Origin of the sequence: Streptomyces sp. NPDC001068 (assembly GCF_042897315.1) — a bacterium.
In the GTDB taxonomy this organism is placed as follows: Bacteria; Actinomycetota; Actinomycetes; order Streptomycetales; family Streptomycetaceae; genus Streptomyces.
The window spans coordinates 163,885-169,666 of the sequence record NZ_JBIAYD010000009.1; the positions used below are offsets into that span (position 1 = coordinate 163,885).

The window sequence follows — 5,782 nt, forward strand, 5'->3', positions numbered from 1 at the left end:
TGGGAAACTGCAGCCTCACCGACACCGGCACCGGCGGCTCACCTGCCCGGTGGTCCCCGGAGCCTCCCGGATCTCAGTGAGGCTCACGGATGTCTCCGCGGCGGCGCTGCAAGAGGCTCGTTCCATCGGTCGGCAACAGATGGGGCGGCTCATGACGACGGCACCGGCACCCGAGGCACAGGCACACACCACCGCGTCCGCGACGGCCCCCGCCCCGGGGACCCCGGAGCAGAGGATGCGGATGATCTACGACGTCAACAAGGGCTCCCTGATGCGCAGTCTGCTCGGCTGGACCCAGGGCGACCGGCAGACGGCGGAGGACCTGGTCCAGGAGACCATGCTCCGGGCCTGGCGCAACCTGGACACCCTGCCCGCCGACCCGCGCGCGGTACGGCCCTGGCTGCTGACCGTGTCGCGGCGGCTGGCGATCGACATGCTGCGGGCCCGCTCCGCACGCCCCACCGAGGTGGAGGACGACCCGCTGGAGTCGATGCCGGTGGCGGCACAGCCGCTGGAGCAGGTCCTGGACCGTCAGGTGCTGCGCACCGCGCTCGCCGACCTGTCCGCCACCCACCGCGCGGTGCTGGCTCAGGTGTACTTCCTGCACCGGCCGGTGCGGCACGCGGCCGAGGTGCTCAACGTCCCCGAGGGCACGGTCAAGTCGCGCACCCACAACGCGCTGCGGGCCCTGCGCGAGGCGCTCGGAGACCGCAACGGGACGACCCTGCGCGCCCGGCACGGCCTCGCGGTCCCGGCGCCGCGGCACCCGGGCGTGCGTCCGGCCACGCGGACCGCCGTCGCCGCGCACTGACCCGGAATGCCGGGGGCACCGTCGCCCCGCACTGATCCGGTACACCGGGGGCACCGTCCACCCGCACTGACTCGTTACGCCGGGGCCGGCGAAGGCACCCCGGGGGCACCGTCCCCGGGCACACCCGGTTCCTCCGTGTCCTTCGCGGTCCGTTCCCTCCGTGTCCTTCGCGGTCCGCAACGCCCACCGCCCCTCGGCCCCCGTACCCACGGGCGGTCGCGGGGCGGTGGGCGTTCCCGCGTCACGGTGAAGGGGCATCGGAGGGCGGGGCGGTTCCGCGACAGCGCGTCCGGCACCACGGGCCGGCTGCCGCGGCCGTCGTGCGCGTGCGCGTGGCCGTGTCGCGGAGGGCGGCGCTCACCCGGCGGGACGGGGGTTCCGCGGAGAGGAAGTCTCCCGCTCGCTCTCCGTCCCGCCGGGTTCCGGCTCACGCGTCCAGCGCCAGCTGGACCAGCGTCGGCGGTGCCTGGCGGCCGACCAGGACACCGCGGCCGGGCGGACGGTGCGCCGCCCGCTCGCTGCCGAGCACCACGCCCTCCCGGGGATCGCCGGACATGACGAGGCCCGCGGTTCCCAACTCCTTCACACGGGTCAGGAGTTGCTCGGACATCGAGCCGCGGGCACTGCCGGCGACCCGGCGGGCCACCACCAGGTGCAGTCCGATCTCACGCGCCTGCGGCAGGAAGTCCAGGAGCGGATTGAGCGGAGACGTACGGCCGTTGGCGACCAGGTCGTAGTCGTCGACGACGACATAGAACTCGGGGCCGGTCCACCAGTCGCGCGTGCGCAACTGCTCCATGGTCACGTTCGCCGGGGGCAGCCGCTCGGTGAGCTTGGCGACGACCTGTCCGACGTAGACCTGGGCCGCGTTGGCGTCGCCGATGTAGGCGCCGATGTACTCCTCGTCCACCGCGCCCATCAGGGCCCGCCGGTAGTCGACGACGACGAACCGCGCGTCGAACGCCGACCGCCGGGCCGCCAGCCCCTTCATCCAGCCGCGCAGGAAAGTGGACTTGCCGCAGCCGGCGTCCCCGAGGACGAGGAAGTGCGGGTCGGCGTCCGTGAGGTCCAGGCGGACCGGGGCGAGGTCGGTCTCGGCGATGCCGATCGGTACGCCCGGCACGGTGCCGTCCTCGCGGATCCGGCCCGCCAGGTCGGCGGCGGTGAGCCGGTCGGGCAGCATCCGGATCGGCGGGGCCACCGGGCCGGACCAGGAGGCCGCGAGTTTCCCGATGGCCTCCTCCTGCGCGTCCGCGAGGCCGTCGGCGGTGTCCCTGCCGTCGAGCCGGGGCAGCGCGACCTGGAACTGGATGCCGGGCGGCGCCATGCCACGGCCGGGGGTGGAGAGCCCGAAGGCGCGGGCCGCACGACGGTTGATCTCGGAGTCACCGGGGTCGTTCAGGCGCAGTTCGAGTCGGGCCGAGAAGGCGTCACGCAGCGCGGTGCGGATGTCGCCCCAGCGGCCCGCGGTCAGGACCAGGTGGACGGCGACGCCGAGGCCGCGGCCCGCGATGTCCAGGACGGCCGCGTCGATGTTCTCCATCTCGCCTCGGATCGCACCCCAGTTGTCGATCACGAGGAAGACGTCGGCGGACCGCACGCCCTTGGGCAGCCGGTCGGTGGCGCGCAACCGCCGGAACTCGTCGGCGGAGTCGATGCCGAGGCGGCGGAAGAGCCGCTCCCGTTCGGCGATCAGCTGGTGCACCTCGGCCAGTGCGCGCCGGGCGCGGGCCGGGTCGTGCCGGCCGGCCACCCCGCTGACGTGCGGTGCCCGTTCGAAGGGCTGGAGCGACCCGCCGCCGAAGTCCAGGCAGAGGAACTGCGCCTCGGCCGGGGTGTGGGTGAGCATGGTGGAGAGCATGAGCGTGCGCAGGAAGGTGCTCTTGCCGGACTGCGGAGCGCCGACCACCGCGAGGTGGCCGGCTTTGGCGAAGTCGGGCACCAGCGGCTGCTGGAGCTGCTGGAGCGGTACGTCCAGGACGCCGACCGGGGTGCGCAGCGCGCCCTTGTGGGTCCACCAGTCGGCGGACATGCCCCGCTCCGGGTGGACCAGGACCGGTCCGGTGAGGTCGTCGAGGGCCAGCGCGCCGGGCAGCGGGGGCAGCCACACCTGGTGGGCGGACTGGCCCGCGGTGCCGAGCCGTCCGGCGATGACCTGCATCTCGCTCGGCCCGTCGAGCATGGGCCGGACCCGCTCACGCTCCTCCTCCGGCTCCGCGTCGGGATCGGGCGGCACCCGGAGCGCGAAGTGCACGGGATCGGTGGGCGGGGGTCCGGCGGCGAGGGCGCGCTGCTCCGCGGACAGGTGGGTCCCGGAGACGTGGGCGACCCGGAACCGCTCCAGGACCGTCTCGGCGACCTTGAGGTAGGCGGAGCCGGGGATCGGAGGCAGCCGGTAGGCGTCCGGGGTGCCGATGACGACCCGGGACTCGGCCGCAGAGAAGGTGCGCAGGCAGATGCGGTAGGAGAGGTTGGCCTCCAGGCCGCGCAGCCGCCCCTCCTCCAGACGCTGGGTGGCGAGCAGCAGGTGGATGCCGAGCGAGCGGCCGACCCGGCCGATCTGTACGAAGAGGTCGATGAAATCGGGCCGGTTGGCGAGCAGTTCGCCGAACTCGTCCACGATGACCAGCAGATACGGCAGCGGCTCCAGCGGGCGGCCGTCGGGTCCGGTGGCTCCGGCGGCCCGCCGCAGCTGGTACTCGCGGACGTTGTCGATGTTGCCGGCGTCGCGGAGCAGTCTCTGCCGTCGCTGCTGTTCGCCGACGAGGGCGTCCTTGACCCGGTCGACGAGGGCGACCTCGTCGACCAGGTTGGTGATCAGGCCCGCCACATGCGGCAGGTCGGTGACGCCGGCGAAGGTGGCGCCGCCCTTGAAGTCGACCAGGACCAGGCTGAGCAGGTCCGGCGAGTGGGTCATGGTCAGTCCGGTGACCAGGGTCCGCAGCAGTTCGCTCTTGCCGGAGCCGGTGGCGCCGACGACCAGGCCGTGCGGACCCATGCCGCCCTGCGCGGACTCCTTGAGGTCCAGGACGAGTTGCCGGCCGGCGCTGTCGAAGCCGACCGGCATGCGCAGCACGTCCTCGTCCTCCGCACGGACCCACAGCGATTCGGGGTCGAAGCTCTCCAGGTCGGCGATGCCGAGCATGCTGGGCAGTGACATGGTCTGGGCGAGGATCTCCTCGCCCTCCGCGGACAGCCGGAGCGGGGCCAGTGCCCGGGCGACGGCCTCGCACAGCGGCAGCTCCGCGCGGGCCGCGACGGCCGACCCGACCGCCGAGCGGGGGTCGGCGCGGCGGCCCTCGACGGTGACCAGGCCCTGTGCGTCCAGGCGCACCCGGACGTCGGCGCGGGTGGGCTCGTCGTTCTCCTGCTCCACCAGGCAGATGACGGTGATCGCGCTCTGCGGACCGGCCGCCGCGAGAAGTTCGGCGGCGAGCGGGGAACGGGCCCAGGCCGCCCGCGGCAGGTACCGGTCGAGGACGACCACGAGGCGGCGGCGGGTGTCCGGGCCGTCCCGTTCGGCCAGGTTCAGCCGGCGGGACGGCTGCTGGGCGGCCGCCTCCAGGGCCTGCTGGAGGTGGTCGGCGATGCCTTCGAAGTCCTCGGCGACCAGCGGCACCACGCCGGCCTCGCCGGTGGTGTCGGGTTCATGGGTGTGCGGCAGCCACTTGGCCCAGTTCCAGTCCTCGCCGCCGGTGGCGACGGCGATGCCCACGTCGTCCGGCGCGTGCAGGACGGCGATCTGGCAGAGCATGGCTCGTACGGTCGCCCGGGCGGCCTTGGCCGGTCCGAGCACACTGACCACACCGGCCTTCGTCAGGTCCAGCACGGCCGGCTGGTCCCCGACCACGGACATCGACTCGACCAGCCGGTCGGCCGCCGTCTTGGCCCGCGGGTCGTACTCCACCGTCGGGTCGTTGCGGGTGGACATCCGCACGGGTGTGGACAGCGGCGCGTCGCCCGAGCCGACCGACACCCTGAGGAAGTCGGGGTCGGTGACCCGGCGCTCCCACACCCGGCGGCGCTGGGCGGCGATCGCCCACAGCCGGTGCGGCGAGGGGAACTGCCAGGCGGCGACGGTCCGCTGGTTCTCCGCCACCTGGCGGGCGGTGCGCCGCACCTCGACCAGATGGTCCAGATAGCGGTCACGGGCGCGCAGCTTCTGCCTGCGGGCCTGCCCGCGCATCTGCATGCGTACCCCGACGGTGACCCCGATGGACAGCACGACGAACGCGATGCCCAGCAGGACCAGCATCCGCCGCCCGCCGGACATCAGATAGGCGGCCATGCTGATGCTGGACAGCAGGGGCATCAGCAGCATCAGCCAGCCGCCGTTGCTGTCCTTGCCGACCGGCTGCGGCGGCGCGGAGAGCACCACCGGGTCGGTGGGCAGCGGGGGCGGTACGACCCTGGCGGGCCGGTGGAAGATGACCCGGGACATCAGATCTCCTCGTCGGTCGTGCTCAGGGGCGGGTACGGCGCTCGGGGAAGCGCGGTACGACGGAGGGCCTCTTCTTCTCGTTCCGGTCGCCGTTCAGCCCGGCCAGGATGTCCTGGAGGCCTCCCGTGATGCCCGACATGACCTCGGCGCGCTGCTCGGTGGCGGTGTCGTGCGCGCTGCCGATGGCCTCGACGAGGAGCCGGGTCAGCCGCTCCGGGTTGTCCGGGTCGATCACCGACGGGTCGATCCTGAGGTCCACCACCCGGCTGTCGGCGGAGACGGTCGCGCTGACCATGCCGTCCGTGCTGTGGCCGGTGGCCTCGACGTTGCGCAGGTCCAGTTGTGCGTCGGCCACCGTGCCCTGCATGCGCCGGGTGCGGTTGGCCAGTTCGGAGAAGTCGACGTGCTCGTACTCGGGCATACGGGCATCCGCCTTTCTGGGGGCCGTTGTTCGCTCGGGGGGTCCGCTCGGGAGGTCCGCTCTGCGGTTCCACTGGGAGTTACGGATCCGAGGTCCGAACGGGTCTGTG

At 73.3% G+C, this 5,782-nt stretch carries 3 protein-coding genes; 1 reads left to right on the forward strand and 2 read right to left on the reverse strand.

Translation table 11 applies throughout. The annotated features are described in order from the left end of the window. Positions 1 to 151: 151 nt before the first annotated feature. Positions 152 to 811, forward strand: a complete 660-nt coding sequence (locus ACFY3I_RS25400; protein WP_390862914.1) for a sigma-70 family RNA polymerase sigma factor — start codon at positions 152 to 154, stop codon at positions 809 to 811. Positions 812 to 1,238: 427 nt separating this feature from the next. Here the strand turns inward: ACFY3I_RS25400 and eccCa are convergent, their stop codons facing one another. Then, positions 1,239 to 5,252 (reverse strand): type VII secretion protein EccCa, encoded by a 4,014-nt coding sequence (gene eccCa, locus ACFY3I_RS25405; RefSeq protein ID WP_390862916.1) that lies wholly within the window; start codon positions 5,250 to 5,252, stop codon positions 1,239 to 1,241. 22 nt (positions 5,253 to 5,274) lie between these two features. Further along, positions 5,275 to 5,673 (reverse strand): YbaB/EbfC family nucleoid-associated protein, encoded by a 399-nt coding sequence (locus ACFY3I_RS25410; RefSeq protein ID WP_390862917.1) that lies wholly within the window; start codon positions 5,671 to 5,673, stop codon positions 5,275 to 5,277. Positions 5,674 to 5,782 lie beyond the last annotated feature (109 nt).

Coding starts and splice junctions, on each gene's coding strand:
- eccCa (WP_390862916.1), bottom strand. CDS start 5,252: ATGTCCCGGGTCATCTTCCACCGGCCCGCCAGGGTCGTACCGCCCCCG.
- ACFY3I_RS25410 (WP_390862917.1), bottom strand. CDS start 5,673: ATGCCCGAGTACGAGCACGTCGACTTCTCCGAACTGGCCAACCGCACC.
- ACFY3I_RS25400 (WP_390862914.1), top strand. CDS start 152: ATGACGACGGCACCGGCACCCGAGGCACAGGCACACACCACCGCGTCC.